This is a genomic window from Pseudomonas sp. 22515, from assembly GCF_052044625.1.
Taxonomy (GTDB): Bacteria; Pseudomonadota; Gammaproteobacteria; order Pseudomonadales; family Pseudomonadaceae; genus Aquipseudomonas; species Aquipseudomonas alloputida.
Window position 1 is genome coordinate 1 of record NZ_JBQENN010000076.1, and the last position, 593, is coordinate 593.

At 57.3% G+C, this 593-nt stretch carries 1 protein-coding gene; it reads right to left on the reverse strand.

Annotation, left to right across the window (positions count from 1 at the left end; translation table 11 throughout):
* Nucleotides 1-593, reverse strand: a 593-nt coding sequence (locus ACTJJN_RS27005) for an immunoglobulin-like domain-containing protein (protein ID WP_440781797.1), incomplete at both ends; no start/stop codon positions are given.

Sequence of the window (593 nt, forward strand, 5' to 3'; positions counted from 1 at the left end):
GTGCTGTTCGCTGCCACGACGACAGTGGTGCCGTCGGTCAGCTTGAAGTACAGCTCCGAGTGGTTGTTGATCGGCAGACCATCTTTGTTGGTCAGCGTGATCGTGTAAGTGATCTCGCCGCCTTCGGTGACCGACGGGGTGGCGGTCAGTTTGGCCACCACTTCACTGATAGTGTCCGAGATCTCAACCGTAGCCGGGCCACCCAAGGCCAGCTTCTCGAAGGTGGCACCCGGAACTGTAGCGTCGGTAACACTGAGCGTGATGGAGCCTGCATCAAGATAGACGTCATCGCCCTGAACCGAGGTCTTGTACTCGACTTCGGTCTTACCGGCTTCGATCGTCACGGTGTCGCCGTTCGACAGGGTTACGGTCAACGGACGGTCCAGCGGCTGGCTAACTTTCACAGTAAAGGAAGGTTGCTGGTCTTCGGTCACATTGCCATTGCTGACAATGCTTACGGTGACGGTATCGATGCTGTCATTGATGACAGTCGAGGCTGGGGTCGGATTCGGAGTCAGCTGTTCGAAGTTGCCGCCCGTGGCGTTCTCGATGGTGACGCTGACGGTCGAACCGTTGTTGTAGACGTCATTGGC